Origin of the sequence: Variovorax rhizosphaerae, from assembly GCF_037889975.1 — a bacterium.
GTDB lineage: Bacteria > Pseudomonadota > Gammaproteobacteria > Burkholderiales > Burkholderiaceae_C > Variovorax > Variovorax rhizosphaerae.
Genome location: NZ_JBBKZT010000002.1, coordinates 557,309 through 579,251, shown reverse-complemented (window position 1 = coordinate 579,251; position 21,943 = coordinate 557,309). Strand labels below are relative to the sequence as shown.

The 21,943-nt window shown below is 64.7% G+C and carries 18 protein-coding genes; 4 read left to right on the top strand and 14 right to left on the bottom strand.

Annotation, left to right across the window (positions count from 1 at the left end; all coding sequences use genetic code 11):
- Nucleotides 1–66: 66 nt before the first annotated feature.
- Genes WKW82_RS06505 through WKW82_RS06495 form a run of 3 tightly spaced genes read right to left on the bottom strand, consistent with a single transcriptional unit; the run spans nucleotide 67 to nucleotide 2,725 of the window.
- Nucleotides 67–831, bottom strand: coding sequence for an ABC transporter permease (locus tag WKW82_RS06505; RefSeq protein WP_340341427.1), 765 nt, complete (start codon nucleotides 829–831; stop codon nucleotides 67–69).
- Nucleotides 828–1,691 (bottom strand): ABC transporter ATP-binding protein, encoded by an 864-nt coding sequence (locus tag WKW82_RS06500; protein WP_340341426.1) that lies wholly within the window; start codon nucleotides 1,689–1,691, stop codon nucleotides 828–830. The genes WKW82_RS06505 and WKW82_RS06500 overlap by 4 nt, the downstream gene beginning before the upstream one ends.
- Nucleotides 1,691–2,725, bottom strand: coding sequence for an ABC transporter substrate-binding protein (locus tag WKW82_RS06495; RefSeq protein ID WP_340341425.1), 1,035 nt, complete (start codon nucleotides 2,723–2,725; stop codon nucleotides 1,691–1,693). The genes WKW82_RS06500 and WKW82_RS06495 overlap by 1 nt, the downstream gene beginning before the upstream one ends.
- 246 nt (nucleotides 2,726–2,971) lie before the next feature.
- Here WKW82_RS06495 and WKW82_RS06490 point away from each other — a divergent pair, with 246 nt between their 5' ends.
- Nucleotides 2,972–4,030, top strand: coding sequence for an alpha/beta fold hydrolase (locus WKW82_RS06490; protein ID WP_340341424.1), 1,059 nt, complete (start codon nucleotides 2,972–2,974; stop codon nucleotides 4,028–4,030).
- Nucleotides 4,031–4,203: 173 nt separating this feature from the next.
- Here WKW82_RS06490 and WKW82_RS06485 read toward each other — a convergent pair whose 3' ends face one another.
- Complete coding sequence (locus WKW82_RS06485; protein ID WP_340341423.1) at nucleotides 4,204–5,319, bottom strand: zinc-binding metallopeptidase family protein; 1,116 nt, start codon at nucleotides 5,317–5,319, stop codon at nucleotides 4,204–4,206.
- A 296-nt stretch (nucleotides 5,320–5,615) separates the two neighbouring features.
- The gene (locus WKW82_RS06480) at nucleotides 5,616–7,916 is read right to left on the bottom strand and encodes an NADP-dependent malic enzyme (protein WP_340341422.1); all 2,301 of its coding nucleotides are present in this window, start codon (nucleotides 7,914–7,916) and stop codon (nucleotides 5,616–5,618) included.
- A 176-nt stretch (nucleotides 7,917–8,092) separates the two neighbouring features.
- Between WKW82_RS06480 and WKW82_RS06475 the strand changes: the two genes are divergently transcribed.
- Nucleotides 8,093–9,463, top strand: a complete 1,371-nt coding sequence (locus WKW82_RS06475) for an NAD(P)/FAD-dependent oxidoreductase (protein WP_340341421.1) — start codon at nucleotides 8,093–8,095, stop codon at nucleotides 9,461–9,463.
- A 59-nt stretch (nucleotides 9,464–9,522) separates the two neighbouring features.
- Here WKW82_RS06475 and WKW82_RS06470 read toward each other — a convergent pair whose 3' ends face one another.
- The 5 genes from WKW82_RS06470 to WKW82_RS06450 all read right to left on the bottom strand — a co-directional run bounded on the left by WKW82_RS06470 (nucleotide 9,523) and on the right by WKW82_RS06450 (nucleotide 14,901).
- Nucleotides 9,523–11,292 carry a CocE/NonD family hydrolase gene (locus WKW82_RS06470; protein WP_340341420.1) on the bottom strand — a complete coding sequence of 590 codons (1,770 nt, stop codon included), beginning with the start codon at nucleotides 11,290–11,292 and terminating at the stop codon, nucleotides 9,523–9,525.
- Between the two features lie 79 nt (nucleotides 11,293–11,371).
- On the bottom strand, nucleotides 11,372–12,325 hold the full coding sequence (locus WKW82_RS06465) for a Bug family tripartite tricarboxylate transporter substrate binding protein (RefSeq protein WP_340341419.1): 954 nt from the start codon (nucleotides 12,323–12,325) through the stop codon (nucleotides 11,372–11,374).
- Between the two features lie 121 nt (nucleotides 12,326–12,446).
- Nucleotides 12,447–12,764 carry an NIPSNAP family protein gene (locus tag WKW82_RS06460; RefSeq protein WP_340341418.1) on the bottom strand — a complete coding sequence of 106 codons (318 nt, stop codon included), beginning with the start codon at nucleotides 12,762–12,764 and terminating at the stop codon, nucleotides 12,447–12,449.
- Between the two features lie 83 nt (nucleotides 12,765–12,847).
- Entirely contained in the window at nucleotides 12,848–13,699 is an 852-nt protein-coding gene (locus WKW82_RS06455) for a fumarylacetoacetate hydrolase family protein (protein WP_340341417.1), read from the bottom strand.
- Nucleotides 13,700–13,722: 23 nt separating this feature from the next.
- Nucleotides 13,723–14,901, bottom strand: coding sequence for an enolase C-terminal domain-like protein (locus tag WKW82_RS06450; RefSeq protein WP_340341416.1), 1,179 nt, complete (start codon nucleotides 14,899–14,901; stop codon nucleotides 13,723–13,725).
- Nucleotides 14,902–15,068: 167 nt separating this feature from the next.
- Here WKW82_RS06450 and WKW82_RS06445 point away from each other — a divergent pair, with 167 nt between their 5' ends.
- The gene (locus tag WKW82_RS06445; RefSeq protein ID WP_340341415.1) at nucleotides 15,069–15,980 is read left to right on the top strand and encodes a LysR family transcriptional regulator; all 912 of its coding nucleotides are present in this window, start codon (nucleotides 15,069–15,071) and stop codon (nucleotides 15,978–15,980) included.
- 98 nt (nucleotides 15,981–16,078) lie between these two features.
- Here WKW82_RS06445 and WKW82_RS06440 read toward each other — a convergent pair whose 3' ends face one another.
- From WKW82_RS06440 to gcl, 3 genes are all read right to left on the bottom strand, one after another.
- On the bottom strand, nucleotides 16,079–16,975 hold the full coding sequence (locus WKW82_RS06440; protein ID WP_340341414.1) for a 2-hydroxy-3-oxopropionate reductase: 897 nt from the start codon (nucleotides 16,973–16,975) through the stop codon (nucleotides 16,079–16,081).
- A gap of 61 nt (nucleotides 16,976–17,036) precedes the next feature.
- Entirely contained in the window at nucleotides 17,037–17,837 is an 801-nt protein-coding gene (hyi, locus tag WKW82_RS06435; protein ID WP_340341413.1) for a hydroxypyruvate isomerase, read from the bottom strand.
- Nucleotides 17,838–17,942: 105 nt separating this feature from the next.
- Nucleotides 17,943–19,736 (bottom strand): glyoxylate carboligase, encoded by a 1,794-nt coding sequence (gcl, locus tag WKW82_RS06430; RefSeq protein ID WP_340341412.1) that lies wholly within the window; start codon nucleotides 19,734–19,736, stop codon nucleotides 17,943–17,945.
- 151 nt (nucleotides 19,737–19,887) lie between these two features.
- Between gcl and WKW82_RS06425 the strand changes: the two genes are divergently transcribed.
- Complete coding sequence (locus tag WKW82_RS06425) at nucleotides 19,888–20,790, top strand: LysR family transcriptional regulator (protein WP_340341411.1); 903 nt, start codon at nucleotides 19,888–19,890, stop codon at nucleotides 20,788–20,790.
- Here WKW82_RS06425 and WKW82_RS06420 read toward each other — a convergent pair whose 3' ends face one another.
- On the bottom strand, nucleotides 20,791–21,876 hold the full coding sequence (locus tag WKW82_RS06420) for an AI-2E family transporter (RefSeq protein WP_340341410.1): 1,086 nt from the start codon (nucleotides 21,874–21,876) through the stop codon (nucleotides 20,791–20,793). It lies immediately after the preceding gene.
- Nucleotides 21,877–21,943: the final 67 nt, after the last annotated feature.

Sequence of the window (21,943 nt, the reverse complement as noted above, 5' to 3'; positions counted from 1 at the left end):
GTGCAGCCAGTGCCATCGCCGCTGCCCCTCACCCCGGCCCTCTCCCCAGAGGGGCGAGGGAGCAATTCAATTCGACCCGCGGTGCGCCCAGGCGGTCGTGTGCTTCTCGATCGCGCTGAACACCTCGTACATCGCCATCGCCATCGCACCCACCACCACCAACCCGGCAAAGGCCAGCCCCATCTGCATGGCAGAGCCGGCCGAGATCAGCAGGTAGCCGATGCCCTCGTTCGCCGCCGTCATCTCGCTCACCGTCGTCCCCACGAAAGCCAGCGTGATCGCCACCTTCAACGACGCATAGAAGTACGGCATCGAACGCGGCAGGCCGATCTTCATCAGCACATCCCAGCGCTTCGCGCCCAACACGCGCAGCACGTCTTCCAGTTCAGGCTCCAGCGTCGCCAGCCCGGTCGCGATGTTGACCATGATGGGGAAGAAGCTGATGAGGAAGGCGGTGAGAATCGCCGGCCCGGCGCCGATGCCGAACCACACCACCAGGATCGGCACGAAGGCCGCCTTCGGCAGTGCGTTGAAGGCGGTCATCAACGGATACATCGCCGCATAGGCCAGGCGTGAACTGCCGACCACGAAGCCCAGTAGCACGCCCACCACGATCGCCAGGCCGAAGCCCGCCATCGTCACCCAGAAGGTGCGCCACGCGTGCCCCGCGATGATGAGCTTGAACTCCCAGAACTGCGTCCAGATGCGCCATGGGCTCGGGAAGATGAACTCCGATACGCCGAAGCCGGCGCAGATCACCTGCCACAGCACCAGCACCGCGACCAGCAGGATCCACGGCGACCAGCGCTCGATCTGCTTGCTGTTCTTCATGCGGATGCTCCTGTCACTGCCGTTGCCTGTGTTGCGCCGATGCCGGTGTTGCGGATCGCGCCGATATGTCCGCGCAGTTCCAGCACGATGTCGGTGAATTCCTTGGTGTAGGTCAATTCCAGTTCGCGCGGACGCGGCAGGTCGATCTCGCGCTTGACGACGAAGCGCCCCGGGCTCTTGCTCATCACATACACCGTGTCCGCGAGGAAGGCCGACTCGCGCAGGTCATGCGTCACCAGGATCACGTTGAACTGCTGCTCCGCATGCAGGTCGCGCAGGATGCACCACAGGTCCTCGCGCGTGAACGCATCGAGCGCGCCGAAAGGCTCGTCGAGCAGCAGCATCTTCGGCTCATGGATCAGCGCGCGGCAGATGCTCGCGCGTTGCTGCATGCCGCCGGACAGCTGCCATGGAAACTTGTCCTCGTAGCCAGCCAGGCCCACCTTCTGCAGCAGCTTGCGCGCACGCTCGATGTATTCCTTCCGCTTCGCCTTGAAAGAAGAGCGATAGGGCTCGACGATCTCCAGCGGCAGCAGCACGTTGTCCACCGTCGTGCGCCACGGCAGCAGCGAAGGCGCCTGGAAGGCCATGCCCGAGATCTTCAGCGGCCCGGTCACCGGCGCACCGTCGATGCGGATGCGCCCCATCGACGGCATCCTCAGCCCCGTCGCCAGCTTCATGAAGGTCGACTTGCCGCAGCCCGAAGGCCCGACGATGGCGATGAACTCGCCGCGCTTCACCTTCAGGTCGATGGCCTCGACCGCGAAGTGGTTGGCGCGCAGCAGTTCCTCGTTGTAGGCGAGCCAGACGTCCTGGAAGTCGACGAAGGGCGCTTCCTGCGTCGCGTTGGCGGCGCCCATCACTTGCGAAGGATGTTCAGCTCGGCGGCGGGCGGCAGCAGGGCGGCGGTCCACACGGCGTCCGGGTTCACGCGGCTCTTGGTGTTGAAGGCGTCGGACACCTGCGACGCCATCAGCGACAGGCGTCCCGCGTTCACCACACCGAAACCTTCGGCACGCGCATCCGGGCTGTTGATGACGGTGTCGATCGCGAGCTTGAGGCGCTTCGTCTCCAGCGTCTGGTCGATGATGCCGTCGCGCGCCTTCACCGATTCGATGGCGACTGCCGGGTTCGCGATGACTTCCTTCGCGCCCTTGGTGAAGGCTGTGAGGAAGGCCTTGATCGCGGCCGGGTTCTCCTTGATGAGCTTCGGCGAGGCGATGATCACGTTGCCGTAGAGCTTCACGCCGTAGTCGGGGTAGGGCAGCACCACCACGTCGGCCGCCTTGGTACCGCGCGCCTCCAGGTTCAGCAGCGAGGTGAAGGTGAAGCCGGTAATCGCGTCGACGTCGCCGCGCATCAGCATGGTCTCGCGCAGCGTCGGGTCCATCGTGGTCCAGTTGAGCGTGCCGAGGTTGTTGGCCTTGGCAAAGATCGGGAAGGCGCGGCGGCCGGCGTCGAACACCGGCGCGCCCATCTTCTTGCCCACCAGGTCCGCCGGCTTGGTGATGCCGCTCTTCTTGAGCGCCATGACCGAGGCGGGCGTGTTGTTGTAGACCATCATCACGGCCACCGGCTTGTTCGGGCTGTCCGGGTTGTTGGCGTGGAACTCCATCAGCGCGGCCAGGTCGGCGAAGCCCATGTCGTAGGCGCCCGAGGCCACGCGCGTCACCGTGCCGCCGGAGCCATTGCCCGCGTCGATGGCCACGTCGAGCCCGGCCTGCTTGAAGTAGCCCTTGGCGGCGGGGTGCAGGAAGAGGGCGGCCGGGCCTTCGAAACGCCAGTCGAGCTGGAACTTGATGGGTGTCACGCCCTGCGCGTGGACGGTGGCGCCGATGCCCAGGGCAAGGGCCGAGACGGCGAGGAAATTCTTGATCAACTGGCGCTTGTTCATTCGTGAATCCGATGGGGAGCAGTGCGAGGATTCAAGCAAAAACGGGGCCGCACGGAAATGGTGCGAACCCGCGACCATGCCTTGCGGCGGTGCGGCCGCCTGCGTGCACGCCCCGATGGGCAAAGCGCCCCTGTTGTGCCTAAAGTGGGCAGGCAGCGACCGCGGTGGCATGGAGCCTCGACGTCCAGGCGGCTGGCCCGGCGTCCAGCGTGATCACTGCCTTTCCAAGCTCAACGGAGACACCCCATGACAACACTGCGCAAGGCCTGCGCCGCCCTGTTCCTTGCATCGGTCGTGCTCGCCGCATCGGCCGCCGGCCTGCCCCCCGCAAGCGAAGGCGACTGGATCGCCAAGGACTTCCGCTTCAGCACCGGCGAGGTGCTGCCGGAGGTGCGCCTGCACTACACCACGCTCGGCTCGCCCACCAACCCGGCGGTGCTCGTGCTGCATGGCACGGCGGGCTCGGGCGGCAGCATGTTGTCGCCGGCCTTCGGGGAGGAGATGTTCGGCCCGGGCCAGCCGCTCGATGCCGCGAAGTACTTCATCATCCTCCCGGACGCGGTGGGTCACGGCAAGTCCTCCAAGCCATCGGACGGGCTTCGCATGAAGTTCCCGCGCTACAACTACGACGACATGGTGCAAGGCCAATACCGCATGTTGACCGAAGGGCTGGGCGTGAAGCACCTGCGCCTGGTCATCGGCAATTCGATGGGCGGCATGCAGGCCTGGATGTGGGGCGAGCAGCATCCCGAATTCATGGATGCCCTGGTGCCGATGGCGTCGCAGCCCGCCGAAATGTCGGGCCGCAATTGGATGATGCGGCGCATGGTCATCGACTCGATCCGCAACGACCCGGCGTGGAGCAACGGCAACTACACGGCGCAACCGCAGGCGGTGCGTGTGGCCAATGCCTTCTTCGGGATCGTGTCCATCGGTGGCACCCTGGCCTACCAGGACCAGGCGCCGACCCGTGCGGCCGCCGACAAGCTCCTCGACGCGCGCCTCGCGGCACCGTTCACCGCGGACGCCAACGACTTCCTCTACCAATGGGACTCATCGCGCGACTACAACCCGTCGCCGCAGCTGGAGCGCATCCGCGTGCCGGTGCTCGCGATCAACTCCGCCGACGATGAACGCAACCCGCCGGAGCTGGGCATCATGGAACGCGAACTCAAGCGCCTGAAGAACGCGAAGCTGTACCTGATCCCGGCCAGCAAGGACACGCGTGGGCACGGGACGACGGGCATGGCGAAATTCTGGAAGACGCAGATGCAGCAGTGGCTGGAGGCGTTGCCGGCGCCATAGGGCGCGACGCATGAGGCGGCCGGTGCGCGCGCCGAGGACATCGGGCATTCCCCCTCCGGGAATGTCTCGCGGCCTGAGGTCACCTCCTGATATTGTGGATTCCGCTCCTGTAGCGCCAAAGGGAGCCCCCTGGAGGGAGAGGCGTCGCAGGCGCATCGGGGGTGGGCTTCATTTCAGGCCGTTGCGGCCACCAGCGGCACGGGCGCCACTTCGGGCACGAAGCTCATCGGCATGTCGCCCCGGCGCGCCGCATGCACGACGCGGTGGATGAAGTCCAGCTTGGCGACCACCGGCGCGACGATCACGAACGGAGAGCTGTCCTGCGAGCCGAGGCTGCGGTCCATCGCGTTGATGAACTGCGACGTGGGCAGCCATTGCTCGATCACCGCCTGGCCGATGCCCTGGCTCTGCGGGTCGAGCGGCTGCACCGTCAGCGCGGGACCGGACGGGATGGCATGCGCAAGGTGCAGGCCCCATGATGCGGCCGTCTCCAGCCCGTCCACCATGTGCAGGTAGTGGGCCCAGGTCTCGGCCCAGTCCTCCCAAGGGTGCGAACTTGCGTAGACGCTGATGTGGCTCAGCGGCCAGTCGGCCTTGGGGTTCGCGTAGTGGTGCTTCAGCGACTCGGCATAGTCCACCGATTCGTCCCCGAACAAGGCGCGGCATTCCTCGAGCCACGACGATTCGCGGATCAGGCGGTCCCAGTAGTAGTGGCCGATCTCGTGGCGGAAATGGCCGAGCAGCGTGCGGTAGGGCTCGTGCATCGACAGGCGGACCTTCTCGCGCATGGCATCGTCGGCCTCGGCGATGTTGAGCGTGATCACGCCTTCGTCATGGCCGGTGAGCACGCGTGCCTTGGGGTCGACCTCTTCCAGGAACTCGAAGGACAGGCCGTTGGCCGGGTCCTCGAGCTTGTTGGGCACGGGCAGGCCCAGCTCGATGAGCGTGTAGAACAGGCGGCGCTTGGCTTTTTCGAGTGCGGCCCAGTAGCCGACGTTCTCGGGCTTGCTGAGGGCCGGGATGGTGTGCGTGGTGCGGCACGAGACGCAGTGGCGATGCGCGCTGTCGAAGGGCACCAGCCAGTTGCACACGCCCTGCGAGGTGTTGACGCAGGGGCGGTAGGCCGGGCCTTCGGCGCCGGCGCGGTACCAGTCGCCATCAGGGTTCACGTCGAAGGCGAGCATCGTCTGCTCCTCGGCGGAATAGCCGAGGGTGCGCTTGCATCTCTCGCAGCTCAGGTTCTCGAAGAACACGCGGTTGCCGCAGTGGGTGCAGTTGAAGAGTTTCATGGGTCGGGGATCGGTGGGCGGATGTGCGCGGCACGCTGCCGCGGCGGACGCGAGAGCCTCGGGGACGCTGCGCGGGGCGCATGTGGGACGGGGCCGCGCCGGGCTGTGCGACGTGGAGGCGAGCGCCGCGCCGATGTTGTGCGCGGGGCCGACGCGGCGAGCCGGGCGGGCTGCCGACTCGAGATGCTTTTGGATCGTGGCCGCGGTCGTGGCCGGATGCGGCGCGGCTCACCGGAGCCGCGCGACCGCGCGGACTGGCCTGCCCGAATCCCGGCAGCGCCAGCCTGTGTGCAGGGCTACTTGTGGCTTCCGGCGTTGGCCACGGCCAGCGCCGTCATGTTCACCACGCGCCGCACCGTCGCCGACGGCGTCAGGATGTGCACCGAGCCGGCCGCGCCCATCAGGATCGGGCCGACGGTCACGCCGTTGCTGCCCGTCATCTTGAGCACGTTGAACAGGATGTTCGCGGCATCGAGATTCGGGCAGATCAGCAGGTTGGCCTCTCCGCTCAGTGAGCTTTCAGGCAGGGCCTTGTAGCGCACCTCTTCCGACAGTGCCGCGTCGCCGTGCATCTCGCCGTCGCACTCGATATCGGGCGCCATCTGCGAAAACAGGTCACGCGCGAGGCGCATCTTCTTCGCCGAAGGCCGTTCCGACGAGCCGAAATTGGAATGCGACAGGAAGGCCACCTTGGGCGGCATGCCGAAGCGGCGCACTTCCTCGGCGGCCATCACCGCGATGCTGGCCAGCATTTCTGCGCTCGGGTCCTCATGGATGAAGGTGTCGGCGATGAACAGCGTGCCCTTGTCCAGCGTCAGTGCATTGAGCGCGGCAAAGCCCGGCGCTCCGCGCTTCACGCCCGTGACTTCCCGGAGGATCTTCAGGTGGCTGTCGAATCGGCCGACCAGCCCGCACAGCATCGCATCGGCATCGCCCAGGTGCACCATCAGCGCGGCGATGGTGGTGTTCGACCGGCGCACCATGGCCTTGGCGGCGTCGGGCGTGATGCCGCGGCGGCCCATGATCTTGTGGTACGCCTCCCAGTAGTTGCGGAAGCGCGGATCGTTCTCGGGGTCGACCACGTCGGCGTCCTCGCCCAGGCGCAGATGCAGGCCGGCCTTCTTGACGCGCGCCTCGATGATGCCGGGGCGGCCGATGAGGATCGGCCGTGCCAGGCCTTCGTCCACCGCGAGTTGGGCGGCGCGCAGCACGCGGTCGTCCTCGCCCTCGGCGTAGGCCACGCGTTTGTGGATGGCGACTTTGGCGGCGCTGAACACCGGGCGCATGAACATGCCGGTCTGGTAGACGAAGCGCGTCAGGTGCTGGCGATAGGCCTCGATATCCTCGATGGGCCGCGCGGCCACGCCGGAGTCCTGGGCCGCCTTGGCCACCGCTGGCGCGATGCGCAGGATCAGGCGCGAGTCGAAGGGCTTGGGGATGATGTAGTCGGGGCCGAAGGCCAGTTCCTGGCCCTCGTAGGCCGTGGCCACTTCCTCGCTGATGTCGGCCTTGGTCAGGTCGGCGATCTCGCGCACGCAGGCCAGCTTCATTTCTTCCGTGATCTTGCTGGCGCCGCAATCGAGCGCGCCGCGGAAGATGTAGGGGAAGCACAGCACGTTGTTGACCTGGTTCGGATAGTCCGAGCGGCCGGTGGCGATGATGCAGTCGGGCCGCACGGACTTGGCCAGTTCGGGGCGGATCTCGGGTTCGGGGTTGGCGAGCGCCAGGATGATCGGCTGCGTGCCCATGGTCTTGACCATCTCGGCCGTCATCACGCCGGGCGCCGAGCAGCCGAGGAACACGTCGGCGCCATTGACCACGTCGGCCAAAGTGCGCGCACCCGTATCTTTTTGCGCGTAGCGCTTCTTCGATTCATCGAAGCCGCCCGCGCGGCCCTCATAGATCAGGCCCTTGGAATCGACTGCGTAGATGTTCGCGATCTTCGCGCCCAGGCCCACCATCACGTCGAGGCAGGCGATGGCCGCCGCACCCGCGCCGGAAACCGCGATCTTCACGTCCTCGATCTTCTTACCGACCAGTTCCAGCCCATTGAGCAACGCGGCGGCGGAGATGATCGCGGTGCCGTGCTGGTCGTCGTGGAACACCGGGATGTTCATGCGCTCGCGCAGCTTCTTCTCGATGTAGAAGCACTCGGGCGCCTTGATGTCCTCGAGGTTGATGCCGCCCAGCGTGGGCTCCAGCGCGGCAATGATGTCGACCAGCTTGTCGGGGTCGTTCTCGGCCAGTTCGATGTCGAACACGTCGATGCCGGCGAACTTCTTGAACAGGCAGCCCTTGCCTTCCATCACCGGCTTGCTGGCCAGCGGGCCGATGTTGCCGAGGCCGAGCACGGCGGTGCCATTGGTGATGACGCCGACGAGGTTGCCGCGCGAGGTGTACTCGGCCGCCATTGCTGGATCAGCCTCGATGTCGAGGCAGGGATAGGCCACGCCGGGCGAATAGGCCAGCGACAGGTCGCGCTGGTTCATCAGCGGCTTGGTCGGCGTGACGGAAATCTTGCCCTTGACGGGGCTGCGATGGTATTCACGGGCTGCTTCGCGCAGCGCTTCTTCTGCCGGTGACAGGGGGGCGGCCATGAAAATGCTCCTTTGTTCTCTGGGCCCGGAAGGCTACTCCAAAAGTGCTCGTGCTTCGCGTAGTGGAAGCACGGTGGCAGGTTTTTGTCGTTTCGCGGGGGCGCGCCGGTCGATAAACTCCAGCCCGCAATCAGGGAGGGGCAGACATCAACATTGCGCCGGAGGTGGCGCTTTTCATGGCAATGCAGAAACCTGATGCGGCATCACCCGATGTCGTCGTGATCGGCGGAGGCCCGGCAGGCTCGACGGTGTCGACCCTGCTGGCGGACAAGGGGTACGACGTGGTGCTCCTGGAGAAGGCGCAACACCCGCGCTTCCACATCGGCGAGTCGCTGCTGCCGATGAACATGCCCTTGTTCGATCGCCTGGGTGTGCGCAAGGAAGTCGAGGCGATCGGCATCCAGAAGCACGGCGGCGAGTTCGTCTCGCCATGGCACGACCACACCAGCCTGTTCCTGTTCGGCGAGGCGATGGACAAGTCCTTTCCCTATGCGGTGCATGTACGGCGCTCCGAGTTCGACGAGTTGCTGTTCCGCCATGCCGGCAAGCGCGGCGCGCGCACCTTCGAAGGCCACAAGGTCACGCATGTCGACATGAATGCCGGCAAGGGCACGCCCGAGAACCGCGCGCTGGTCAAGGTGAAGGCGGGCGATGGCGTGGAGACGGAATGGCGCCCGCGCTTCGTCATCGATGCGAGCGGACGCGACACCGTGCTGTCGAACCAGCTCGACGCCAAGAAGCGCAACCCCAAGCATGCGAGCGCCGCGATCTTCGGCCACTTCGCGAATGCGAAGCGTACCCAAGGCAAGTACGAGGGCAACGTCACGCTGTTCTGGTTCGACCATGGCTGGTTCTGGTTCATCCCGTTGCGGGACGGCACCACGAGCGTGGGCGCTGTTGCATCGCCAGCCTACTTCAAGCGGCGTACCGGCACGCTGACCGACTTCCTCATGGAGACGATCGCACTCGCGCCCAAGCTGGCCGAGCGTCTCAAGGATGCGACGCTGCTCGAAGGCGCGACCACCACGGGCAACTACGCCTACGACTCGAAGTTCTGCCGCGGTGACCGTTTCGCGATGATCGGCGACGCCTATGCCTTTGTCGACCCGATGTTTTCGTCGGGCGTGTACCTTGCGATGAACAGCGCCTTCGCAAGCGCCGCCGCGGTGGACCTGTGGCTGAAGGGCGAAGCGAAGGAAGCGGAGCGGGCCTTCCGCCAGTTCGAGAAGACCATGCGGCACGGGCCGAACATGTTCTCGTGGTTCATCTACCGCATCACATCGCCGGTGATCCGCAACATGTTCATGAACCCGCGCAACATCTGGCGCATGCAGGAGGCGCTGATCTCGATCCTGGCCGGCGACCTGTTCCGCAAGACGCCGATCTGGCCGCGGCTGATGGGTTTCAAGGTCATCTACTACATCTCGTGCCTGACGATCCTGAAGCAGGCTTTCGGGACGTGGTCGTGGCGGCGGAAGAACCTGAAGGCGTCGCTGGACGCGTCGGGGCTGGAGGCGCCGAGGGACGCTGTGTACGAGAAGGGTTGAGAGGGGCAAGCCTCTCAATCTTCAACCGGCCGACTCGCTTTTGTCGCTGGACATTTCGATCAAGCGTCCCGGGACGGGATGATCGGAAGAAGTACAAACGGCTCGTTGCCGGTGATGAAGTGAAGCGTATTCACACCATCGAAGACCTCCGGAGGCCGGTCTGCTGGCTCGGCATGCCGGAATGGCCCGACCCCGGTCATCTGATACGGCGCATTGGCGAAAGCCGCGTCGCCAAGTCCATGGTTGAAGTCACAGCCACGAATGTTCAGCGCCAACGTGTAGCCCGGCGGAACGACGATGCTGGTCGGCAGGATCTCGATGTCCAGGGTCACCGGCTCGCCGGGCGTCAAGGGCTGCAACTCGTCGTGCGCGTGAAAGGGCCGGTAGGGTAGTGATCTGGAGACATCCAGCTTTCGGTGCGAGGCACGAAGCCAGCCCAATCCAACTGGCACCCGAGGATCATTGGATCCGATGAACAGGACTTCCTTGTCGTCCGGCGCGAACAGACGCAGGGCCACAAAGATGTCGGCATCGATTGTGCGAGAGGACACCACGAGCCGCGCTGCGATAGGGCCGGTGACCTCGAGTTCTTGCGATGCGGGTGGCAGCGAGAACGTGATCCCACCATCTGTCGTTTGATAGGAAATGCTGTCGCCGCTGCGTGGCATCGTTCCCAGTGTGCGCGACTGAGGGTCGAGGTAGTAGCGAGTCCATCGCGTCCGCGCCAACGGCCACTCCTGCTCGTCCCTTGTCGTGAAATGTTCGTCGGGACGGCGGATCTGCAACTGCACCGGCGGCTGCTTCGCCCACCCCGTGTCCTTGCCAAGAAGAAAGTGACCTAGGAATCTCTTCTGCAAGTCGATGCCGGCATCGCAGTAGAACGGCGTGAAATGAGAGCCTCCATGCACTTGGAGCCATTTCTCGGAAGAGCCGGCGGCAAGATAGCCCTCGAAGTTGCCGCGCGTATGCAGCCCCATGCCACCCCAATTCCCGGCGGACAGCAGCGGTACCCTGATCCTGCTGACGTCAGGCGTCCGGCCTGCGTAGTACTGGTCCACCAGCGGACGATCGAGGACTTCGTTGGCTGGCTGCGTCGCGCGATTCGCCGCGAGCTCTTCATCCGTCAAGGTTTCCGGTCCGCTGACCAGTTCGCCCGTGTTGGGGTTGCGCGAACCACGTTCCCCATAGCCATGCTGAAGTGGAAGCACCTGCCGACTGAACCAGCTTGCTGAAAATTCCGAGTAGATGCCACCATGACGCGCTGCATCGCGGTAGCGGTCGACAGCGCCTTCCCAAACGCAGATGGCCGCAAGGTGTGGCGGCTGTAACGCAGCGACATGCCACTGGTTGATCGCATAGTAGGAGATGCCATTCAAGCCGACTTTCCCGTTGCTCCACGGTTGTACCGCCGCCCACTCGATGCACTCGAACAGGTCTCGTGTTTCCGTCGCAGAGGCCAGGTCGAGTACGCCCGGCGAGCGCCCGGCGCCGCGGCTGTCGATGCGGATGCAGGCAAAGCCATCGGGAACCCATTTTTCCGGATCCACCACTTCCCAGTTCTGGTACTTGTTCGACGAACCTTGGGCAATCTCCGGGTTGGAAGCGACCATTCGATCCCATGCGCTCTTGAACCCTTGCTGGAGGGGTAGCCCCTTGCCGTAGGGGCCGTAGGTCATGACGACGCCATATCGGCCAGGTGCCTGGGGAAGAAAAATGTCGGCCCGCAGTACGATCCCGTCGCTCATTGGAATCGGCGCATCCCAGATGATGCACATGCCATCCGCGTGGACCTCCGAGACCATCTCGTCGCCACCAAAGTGTTCAGCCATAGGGCCCCTCGATTTCATGCAAATAACTTTCGTGAGTAGCCATTCGCGATGGCTTGTGAAGGCGCGCTGTCCGCGGCGCTCAGGTGACCTGAATGCCAAGAGGCGGCAGGACCTTTTTGTATCGGTTGACCTCGGACTCGACGTAGCGCCTGAAGTCCTGCGGCGGCATCATTTCGACGGTCCCGCCCCCGTCCTTGACGAGCTGACTGAATCTTGTTTCCTGACCCGCGCGGACAAGCATGGTGTAGAGCGAACCGACAGTCGCATCGCTCATCCCCCGTGGCCCCCACAGTCCCGACCACGCTGGAATGTCAGGGACATTCAGACCCGCCTCATTGAACGTGGGCGTATCCGGCAATAGGGCGGATCGCACGGAGCCGGAGATGCCGAGCCCGTGAAACTGTCCCGATCGAATCCATGACGCTGCTAGCGACGGCGCAATGAAGGCGCAGTCCACCTGGCCGCCCAGCAGTTCATTGATCGCCGACCCCTTGTAGGGAACATGCAGCATGTCCACGCCCGCCGCCCTGCAAAAAAGCTCTGCGATGACGTGCGTGGTGTTGCCGATCCCGGACGAACCGTAGGTCAGCTTGCCATTCTTCGCAGCCTCGATGAACTGCTTCAGCGTCTTGTAGGGGGATCGGCTGGAAACGAACAACGCGAAACCGGGCGCTGACGTTATGCGCGTGATGGGCGTGAAATCGGCGATTGGATCGAACGGCAGGTTCTTGATCAGGACCGAATTGGTGGTGTGCGCGCCGGTGTTGAGAAGCAGCGTCAATCCATCCGGCTTCGACTTCGCAACAAACAGCGAACCGATGGAAGCGCCAGCGCCCGGCTTGTTGTCCACGACGACAGTCTTTCCACTTGTCACCGTGATGGCTTGCGCCAAAGCACGTGCGGTCAGGTCCGACCCCGACCCTGCCGTCAGCGGGACGACGATACGGATGGTGTCTGGCTCGGCCGCCCGGCCGAGCAGCGGGAAGGCGCTTGCTGCGGCAGCGCCCAAAATCTCTCGACGCGTGAATTTCATCTGGTGTCTCCAATGACTTGTGAAAGGCAAAATATCGACTTGCGGTGAAGTAAGCGCACCGCGCTTCCGCGACGGCTCAACCTGCGGCGACCGACATGTCGCGGGTCGGCCTGCCGTGCAGCTACGCAGGCGAGAACGGCACAGGCTTCAGGATCCTGGATTCCTGTTCGCGTATGGCACCCATTTCCTTGTTGCGTACCCTGTAGGCCTGCCAGGCAGGATCCGCCTCCAATGCGGTGCGACGCTGTTCGCGGTCAGCCAGACTGGCAAAGCGCCACAGATGCACCATCTGGTTGAGTGGGCCGATCTCGCTGAGGTAGAAGCCCACAAGGCCGCCCAAGTGTTTGTTTTGCAATGGCAGCGCCATGGTCTCGTACTGCTTGAGATAGTCGGCGGTGCGACCAGGGTGCGCGGTGTAGGTTCTCAGTTCGAAGATCACGTTGACTCCACGGGTTGGTTCAGACGGGCATGCTTTGATGCATCGGGTACAGGCGGTGCTCGAAGTTTTTTTACCCATGGCGCCTAAGCGTCGTCTTCGATCCGGTTCGACAGGATGCCGATGCCTTCGATCTCGACCTCGACGGTGTCGCCGGCCTTCATCCAAACCGGCGGTGTGCGCGCGTAGCCGACGCCGGCAGGCGTCCCCATGATGACAACGTCGCCTGGCTCCAGAGTCATGGCCTCCGTGATGAGGCAAAGTGTTTCGACCACGGGGAACAGCATCTGCCCCGTGTTGCTACTTTGCATGACCACGCCGTTCAACCGCGATTCGATCGACAGGCCCGCGGCGCCCGGCGGCAGCTTCGAGGCAGGCACCAGCCAGGGCCCGAAAGCGCCGGTCGCGTCGAAGTTCTTGCCGATAGTCCATTGCGCGGTTTTGCGCTGGTAGTCACGCAGCGTGGCGTCGTTGAAGCAGGCGTAGCCGGCCACCGCTTCCAGCGCGCCCGTTGGGGTCAGATGGCGCACGGTCTTGCCGATCACCACCGCCAGTTCGGCTTCGAAGTCCAGTTTGGTGGAGGCGCGCGGTCGCTTGATGGGCGCCCCATGCGCCGTCATGGACGACGGGCCGCGCATGAAGAAACTCGGATAGTCAGGCCGCGCATTGCCGCCTTCGGCAGCATGATCAGCGTAGTTCAACCCCATGCAGATGATTTTTCCGGGGCGCGGTACAACCGGCAGCAGCTTGACGTGATCCATTGGGTAGCGGTCGGCGAGGGGTGCGGAGGAGGCCAGCTTGGCGGCGGCGGCAAGGCCGTCGGCGCCGCTCGCGCAGAGCGCGACCATGTCGCCTGGCAGGGTGACGACGGAACCATCGGCGACCGCGCCCAGGCGAGGTGTGGCGTCGGCCGCGGTACTGAAAGTGACGAAATTCATTTGCTTGTCTTGAAGTTGGAGGATCAGCGAGCCTTCAGTCCCGCGCCGACGGAACTCATCAGGTTGTACAAAGCGGTGTGGCCCTCGAAGCCGATGCCGGGCAACTGCGGCGCCTGCACATAGCCGCCCTCCACCACCGCGCCGTCGGCAAAGCCACCAAAGGAGCCGAACACGCCGGGATAGGCTTCGCAGCCGCCAAGACCCAGGCCGGACACCAGGGCCAACGACATCTGGTTGCCTCCGTGTGGGAAATGCCTGTGCGCCGGCCACCCTTGCGCTTCGAGCGCAAGCACCATGCTGGCAAAGGCATGCATGCCGTAGGACTGGGGTGGATCGACCTGGATCAGGTCCTGGTCGCTGCGCCAGCCGCCCAGGCGAACGAGGTTCACCACGTCCTGGATGCCATACAGGTTCTCGCCTGCAGACAGCGGCGACGCGTACACGGACGCCATTTCGGCCATCAGCGAAAAGTCGTTGGGGTCGCAAGGCTCCTCGAACCAGCGCAACCGGTATGGCGCCAATGCAGCAGCGTAGACAAGGGCTTCGTCGCGCTGGAATTTGCAGTTGGCATCGACCGCCAGATGCCCGCTGTCGGGGAGAACGCTCAAGGCGCAATCGATGCGACGCAAGTCCTCGTCCAGTGGCGCCCCGCCCACTTTGATTTTCACGTGCGTATAGCCGCTGGCCTGGTAGCGCTGGATCTCGTCGGCGACGTCCTGCGGCGCGCCACCCGGCCGGTACCAGCCTCCGCCGACGTACACCGAGACCTTTCGATGCATCGATCCGCCGCGGTAGCGTTGGGCTAGCAACTCGGCCGTAGGCAGGTCCCGGGCCTTCCCGATCGCGTCCCACAGCGCGGTCTCGATGGTGCCAATGGCGATGGAGCGCTCGGCGTGACCGCCCGGCTTCTCGCCGACGAGCATAGTCGCCACGGCCTGGGCCGGATCGAGCACACCGCCAGCATCGAGCAACGACTCGGGTCGAGCGCGCAATAGCCGGGGAAAGAAGCGCTCGCGCATAGGCTGGCCGCAGGCGTATCTGCCGGTGGAATTGAACGCATAGCCCGTGACAGGTGCTTTGCCGGTGCCCGGATCGAGCCTAGCGGCGACGATGGACGTGGTCATCTCCGCGAAAGAGAAAACGGCATTGCGCATGGTGCTCTGCACAGGAAACGCTGCTTCTTGAAGGTCGATGATTCGCATGGGTTGGCTTGTTGTTGTCAGCGCTTCGACCTCCACATGAGGTCTGACGCTGACGGTGTGTGTGTCTCCGCTTGTTGCGATTCTGGCGGGACAGGAGCCAACGCAAAAGCATAGATTTCAGGTACCGTCCATCTAAACTTTCGATGGATTGGTCATAGGAGCCCTGAATGGATCTGCGTCAAGTTCGCTACTTTGTGACGGTGGCCGAGAAGGGAAGCATCAGTGCGGCGGCCGCAACGCTGCATGTGGCTCAGTCGGCCGTCAGCCGGCAGATGCGTTTGTTGGAGGAAGACATGGGCGGCCCACTTTTCAACCGAAGCATCGCGGGCGTCGCCCTGACGGACAGCGGCCTGATGTTCCTGGAACGAGCCCGATTCATTCTGCGCGAAGTGGAGAGCGCGACCCAGGATGTCTCCAACTTCAATCGTGGAATGCGAGGGTTCCACCGCGATGTGCGCGGCAGTGTGCGAATGTCCGCAGCGCCGACGATCGGCCAGGCCCTGCATGGCCGGCTGGCCCTCGACTTTCGGGCGCGATTTCCTCAGGTGCAACTCGAACTGACGGAAAGCTGGAGTGAGGACGCGCTGCATCGGCTGTCCACCGGCACCATTGATATGGCAATCGTGTCAAATCCCGGCAATCTTGAGCACATCGATTTCACGCCGCTCATGAAGCAGGAGACGGCCGTGTTCTGCCTTCCTGGTGCCAAGTTGGCCACCCGATCGAGCGTGCATGCCCGCGAGTTGCGAAAGCTGCCCATCATCATTTCCCAGGGCCTGCGGCGCAGTCTCGAAGCGCAACACGGCGCGATGCAGCCGGTGATTCAGATGGATGGCCTTGAAGGCATTGCGCAGTTGACCCGCGCTGGCATCGGGGTCGCGGTGATGCCAGGATCCGTGCTGCGAACGTCGAACCTCTGGCAAGGTCTTGTCGCGCTGCGCATTCAAGGGTTTTCAGTCACCCGCGCGCTTGCCGTTGCGAAGGGCCGCCCGGTCAGCTTGGCCGCAAAAGTCTTCCGTGGTGCGATCGAAGAGCAAGTCGGCCACTGCATTGAAGAGGGCCTGTTCTTGCCTGCTTGAAATGCAGGCAAGTCAGCCACGCCGTCGGCTGGCCTCGCCACTGCTCTCCGCGTCAGGCCGGTCCGAACGCGGCAAACGTTCGGACTGTTCATGCCGCCTCAGTCGGGCTGAACGGGATGCTGCGCCAGCGCTTCGAGGGCGCGCACCAGTGCCGAGTGATCGGACTGGCCATGGCCCAGCGCAGCACAGGCGTTCATGAGTTGCGCCGCGCCCGCCGTCTGGGGCAATGCCACGCCGAGCGCACGCGCGCTTTGCATCGCCAGGTTCAGGTCCTTCTGGTGCAAGGCAATGCGGAAGCCCGGCGCAAAGGTGCGCTTGATCATGCGCTCGCCATGCACCTCCAGGATGCGCGATGAAGCGAAGCCGCCCATCAGCGCCTGTCGCACCTTGGCCGGGTCGGCGCCGGCCTTGCTGGCGAACACCAGCGCCTCGCCGACCGCCGCGATGTTGAGCGCCACGATGATCTGGTTGGCCACCTTGCAGACCTGGCCGTCGCCGATGCCGCCGACCAGGGTGATGTTCTTGCCCATCTTGTCGAGCAGGGGCTTGACCTTGTCGAACTCCGCCTGCTGGCCGCCGCACATGATGGTCAGGCTCGCGGCCTTCGCGCCCACTTCGCCGCCGGACACCGGCGCATCGACATAACCGCAGCCCAGCGCCTCGATCTTCTTGCCGAAGCCCTTGGTGGCCACCGGGTCGATGGAGCTGCAGTCGACGACGGTCTTGCCCTTCGACAGGCCGGCCGCAACGCCACCTTCGCCGAACAGCACGAGTTCGACGTCGGGCGTGTCCGGCACCATCACGAAGATGATGTCGGCCTGCTGCGAGACCTCGGTGGACGTCTTGCAGACCGTGGCCTTCGACGCGAAGGGCTCGGGCGTCTTGCCGTGGGTGTTGACGAAAAGCTGGTGGCCTGCATCGAGCAGGTGGCCGGCCATGGGCGCACCCATGATGCCGAGTCCGATGAAGCCGATCTTCTGTGGAGTGGTGCTCATTGAAAAAATTCTGTGTGATGCGCTGCTGCGCGAACTGGCTCGAAGGGGCGCGGGATCGGGTTCAGGCGCCCGCCGCTTCTGTTTGCCTGGTCAGTGCCTCGCGCCAGCCGAGGCCGGCAGTGGTGGTGGTGCGGGGCTTGTATTCGCAGCCGATCCAGCCGTCGTAGCCGATCGCGTCGATGTGCTTGAACAGCCACTCGTAGTTGATCTCGCCCGTGCCGGGTTCGCCGCGGCCGGGGTTGTCGGCGAGCTGGATGTGGCCGATGCGCGCGAGCTGCTTGCTGAGCGTGTTGCCCAGCTCGCCTTCCATGCGCTGCGCGTGGTAGATGTCGTACTGCACGAAGAGGTTGGGCGAGCCGACCTCGTCGATGATGGCCAGCGCCTGGTCGGTGCGGGTCAGGAAGAAGCCGGGGATGTCGAAGGTGTTGATGGGCTCGATCAGCAACTGGATGCCGGCGGCTTGCAATTCCTTCGCGGCAAAGCGCAGGTTCTCGATCAGCGTGGCCCGTGCGACCTGCGGACTCACGCCCGCCGGCAGCTTGCCGGCCAGGCAGTTGACGCGCGGGCAGCCCAGCGCCGTCGCGTAGTCGATGGCCTTGGCCACGCCTTCGCGGAATTCGGCGGTGCGGGCGGGGTCGACGGCGATGCCGCGATCGCCGCCGTCCCAGTTGCCCGCGGGCAGGTTGTGCAGGACTTGCTTGAGCTGGTTGTCACGAAGCGCGGCGGTCAGTTCCTGCTTGCTGAAGGCATAGGGGAACAGGTATTCCACCGCTTCGAAGCCCGCGTTGGCGGCGGCTTCGAAGCGTTGCATGAACGGAAGCTCGGTGAAGAGCATGGTGAGGTTTGCGGCGAACTTGGGCATGGTTTCAGCTAGGAGTGTTGATTCGCGTGCAACACCACAGCGCCGGCGATTTGCCGGGCCGCGGGTGTTGCGTCGAGAGGCGCACGAAGTGCCCGGAACCTGGGGCTAGTCGAGCATTGCGGCTGCAACCGCGGTCGGCGCATCTTCAAGTCCTTCGGCCAGCGGCTCAAACTCGTTGATCGCGTCGATCTCGGTGCCCATCGCGATGTTGGTCACGCGCTCCAGCATGACCTCGATCACCACCGGCACGCCGTACTCGGCCATGAGCTGTTCGGCACGCTGGATGGCGGGCTGCATCTCGGCCTGCTTGTAGACGCGGATGCCCTTGCAACCCAGGCCTTCCACGACCTTCATGTGGTCCACGCCGTAGCTGGCTTCGATGCCCGCGTCCGGCCCGGCATTGAGGTTGTCGAAGCCGAGCTGCACGCAGTAGTCCATCTCGAAGCCGCGCTGGCTCTGGCGGATCAGGCCGAGGTAGCTGTTGTTCACCACGATGTGGATGTAGGGCAGCTTGAACTGCGCGCCCACGGCCAGCTCTTCGATCATGAACTGGAAGTCGTAGTCGCCCGACAGCGCGACGATCTTGCGGGTCGGGTCCGCGGCGCGCACGCCGAGTGCTGCCGAGATGGTCCAGCCCAGCGGACCGGCCTGGCCGCAGTTGATCCAGTGGCGCGGGTTGTAGACGTGCAGGAACTGCGCCGCGGCGATCTGCGAGAGCCCGATGGTGCTCACGTAGCAGGTGTCGTGGCTGAAGTTGTTGTTCATGCACTGGTACACGCGCTGCGGCTTCATCGGCACGTCGGCAAAGTTGGTCTTGCGCAGCATCGTCTTCTTGCGCTGGCGGCATTCGCCGGCCCAGCCGCCGCGGTCGGGCAACTGGCCCTTGGCCTTCATTTCCTCAGCCACTTCGACGAACAGCTCCAACGCTGCCTTGGCGTCCGACACGATGCCGAAGTCCGGCGTGAACACGCGGCCGATCTGCGTGGGCTCGATGTCGACGTGCACGAACTTGCGGCCCTTGGTGTAGACCTCGACCGAGCCGGTGTGGCGATTCGCCCAGCGGTTGCCGATGCCGAGCACGAAGTCGCTGGCGAGCATCGTGGCGTTGCCGTAGCGGTGGCTGGTCTGCAAGCCGCACATGCCGGCCATCAAGGGATGGTCATCGGGTATCGCGCCCCAGGCCATGAGCGTGGGGATCACCGGCACGCCGGTGGCTTCCGCGAAGCGAACCAGCAGGTCGGCCGCATCGGCATTGATGATGCCGCCACCGGCGACGATCAACGGGCGCTCGGCCTCGTTGAGCATGCTGATGGCCTTCTCGATCTGCGCACGTGTCGCAGCAGGCTTGTACGGCTTGAGCGGCTCGTAGGTGTCGATGTCGAACTCGATCTGCGCCATCTGCACGTCGAAGGGCAGGTCGATCAGCACCGGGCCAGGACGGCCGGAACGCATGATGTGGAAGGCCTGCTGGAACACCTGCGGCACCTGGCCGGGTTCGCGCACCGTGACCGACCACTTGGTGACGGGCTTGGAGATCGACTCGATGTCGACCGCCTGAAAGTCTTCCTTGTAGATCCGTGCGCGCGGCGCCTGGCCGGTGATGCAGAGGATCGGGATCGAGTCGGCGGAGGCCGAGTAGAGGCCGGTGATCATGTCCGTGCCGGCCGGGCCGGAGGTGCCGATGCACACGCCGATGTTGCCGGCGACGGCGCGGGTGTAGCCCTCGGCCATGTGCGATGCGCCTTCGACGTGGCGCGCCAGGATGTGGGCGATGGTGCCCTGCTTGCGCAAGGCCGAATACAGCGGGTTGATGGCTGCGCCGGGCACGCCGAATGCCTGCGTCACGCCTTCTTTTTCCATCACGAGCACTGCGGCCTGGGCCGCTGTCATCTTTGCCATTGGGTATCTCCTGTTGATGGGCTCGATTCTGGGAATCAACGCGCTTTGTAAGAAGTGGGTATGCAGCCATAAAACCTATTCCGCCCTGGAATAAGTCGATACGATCGGGACCGCCGGGCGGGTCGCCCGGAGCGTGCAATCAGGAGTAGCCGTGGACCGCTTGCTTGCCATGGAAATGTTCGTCCGCGTGGTGGAGACCGGCAGCTTCTCCAAGGCCGCGCGCGAGTTCAACACCACCCAGCCCACCGTGACCAAGCAGGTCGCGGCCATCGAGTCGCGGCTCAAGGCGCGGCTGCTCAACCGCAACACGCGCGGCGTGAGCCTGACCGAATCGGGCGCGCTGTACTACGAGAAGTGCAAGGGCATCGTGCGCGACGCGGAGGAGGCCGACAGCATCGTGCAACTGCGCCAGTCGCAGGCGCAGGGCCTGCTGCGCATCGGCACCTCGGTGGCCTTCGGCCGGCGCGTGGTGGTGCCGCAGGTGCTGGAGTACCTGGCGCGCCATCCGCAGGTGCAGGTGGATCTCAGCTTCGAGGACCGCTACGTCGACCTGGTGGCCCAGGGCATCGACGTCGCGATCCGCATGGGCAAGCTGGCCGATTCATCGCTGGGCGCGCGCTTCCTCGGTCGCAATCCGTGGGTGATGGTCGCCGCGCCCAGCTACCTGAAGAAGCACGGCATCCCCAAGCGCGCGCAGGACCTGAGCACGCATGTCGCGCTGATCTACAGCAGCGTGGTCGGCGACGATGTCTGGCAGATGCACACGCCCAAGGGCGAGCCGGTGACGGTGCCGGTGTCGGGCCGGCTGCGGTCCAACAACGTGTCGGCCGTGCTGGTGGCGGCCAGGGAAGGGCTGGGCATCGCGATGATGCCGCACTACGTGGCCAGCGAGTCGATCGCCACCGGCAAGGTGCTGCGCGTGCTGGCCGACCATCCGCTGGCCGAGCAGGAGATCCATGCCGTGTTCCCGTCGCCCAAGCTGGTGCCGGGCAAGGTCATGAGCCTGATCGCCTTCATGCAGGGGCGTTTTGCGGACGGCTGGTGGACGCATTGATCATTTCGGCGGTGGAATGTCCTCGTCCGGCACATCGTCCAGGTTGCCCGAATTGACGAACAGGCTCCACGCCGCCATGAACAGCGCCGCGATCGCCGGCCCGATCACGAAACCGTTGATCCCGAAGATCGCCATGCCGCCAATGGTCGCCATCAGCACGACATAGTCGGGCATCTGCGTGTCCTTGCCGACCAGCAAGGGCCGCAGGATGTTGTCGACGAGGCCGATCACCGCCACGCCCACGAACACCAGCACGCCGGCCTGCCAGTAGTGCCCCGTGGCCAGGAAGTAGATCGCCACCGGCCCCCAGATCAGCGCCGCGCCCACGGCCGGCAGCAGCGACAGGAAGGCCATCAGCACCGCCCACAGCAGGGCGCCCTGCACCCCCAGGAACATGAACGCCAGCCCGCCGATCGTCCCCTGCGCGATGGCCACGGCGACGTTGCCCTTGATGGTCGCGCGGATCACGGTGGTGAACTTGTTGAGCAGGTAATGCGTGTGCGGCTTGGCCATCGGCAGCGCGTTGCGCACCGTCTTCGAGAGGTCGGCGCCGTCGCGCAGCAGGAAGTACAGCAGGTACAGCATGACGAAGAAGCTGACCAGGAAGTCGAAGGTGTTCTGCCCGATCGCCAGCGCATGCGTCGCGATCGACTGGCTCGCCGCCGAAGCGCCGGCCGTGATGCGCGACTGCCAGGCGGCCATGTCGCCGAGGTTGAAGCGCTGGGCCAGGTCCACGAGCCAGCGTGGGGAGGCGTCGAGGATCTGCTGGAAGTAGGCGGCGAAGTTGATCTGCCCCGAGCGGATGGCCTGCGCGAGCAAGGTGACCTGCTCGATGACGGACAGGGTGATCATGATCAGCGGCAGGATCACGATCACCAGGCAGATCGTGAGCGTCACCAGCGCGGCGAAGTTGCGCCCCTTCGGCAACCGCTTGAACAGCCAGCGGTACATCGGCGTGAACAGGATGGCCAGCGCCATGGCCCAGAACACCGCGCCGAAGAAGGGGAGAAGGATCCAGACGAAGCCAGCGGTGACGGCGGCCAGCAGTGCCAGGAAGACGCCGCGCTGCAGTTGGGTCGAATTCATATGCAGCTCACCGTACAGCACGCTCAGCGCGTCTGGCGTGGCTTGCCGGCGAGGGACAGCGTGGTTC